This window comes from Methylobacterium sp. WL69 (assembly GCF_008039485.1).
Taxonomy (GTDB): domain Bacteria; phylum Pseudomonadota; class Alphaproteobacteria; order Rhizobiales; family Beijerinckiaceae; genus Methylobacterium.
In genome coordinates this window covers 1-461 of record NZ_VRUZ01000215.1, presented here as the reverse complement: position 1 = coordinate 461, position 461 = coordinate 1, and the positions used below count along the sequence as shown (strand labels likewise).

Annotated in this window: 1 protein-coding gene; it reads left to right on the top strand. The window is 66.2% G+C overall.

Features of this window, described 5'->3' with window-relative positions; translation table 11 throughout:
- Positions 1-263: 263 nt before the first annotated feature.
- Positions 264-461 (top strand): hypothetical protein (locus FV218_RS22525; protein ID WP_147711615.1); only part of this gene is annotated, 198 nt, incomplete at its 3' end.

Here is a 461-nt window from a genome sequence, read left to right as displayed (position 1 = left end):
GGGGCGGTGTCGGGAGGGCCCTATCCACAGGCGCGGCGCCGCCCTTGGTTTGCGTTTAAGCATTGGGGCCCCATGGATAAAGCCGACGGCGGAGAACCGGGCCTCGGGCTTGGTAACCATTCCGTTAAGGTTTTTGCGGCGGACGCGCCGGGTCGGGTATCCGGCCTCCGTGGCGATGTCTAAAGTTCGTTTGGTAAATTGGTAAAATGATCTCCTTCGCCGGGTGCGGCCGATGGCGGAGATCGCGCGTAACGAGGCGTTGCATGGCCACGGAAAAGAAGCTCAAGGACCCGGCGGAGGCAGCTCTGTCGGCGATCGAGCAGGCTCTCAACCTCGACATGCTCACGCCCGACGCGTCCGAATCCCGCGTCGAACCGCGGCTTCCCGATGTCGGCGACGGCGATCCGCTCCTCGATCCGAGCGGCCGCACCCCGCCGCCCCGCCTCGACGAGCCCCTGGCC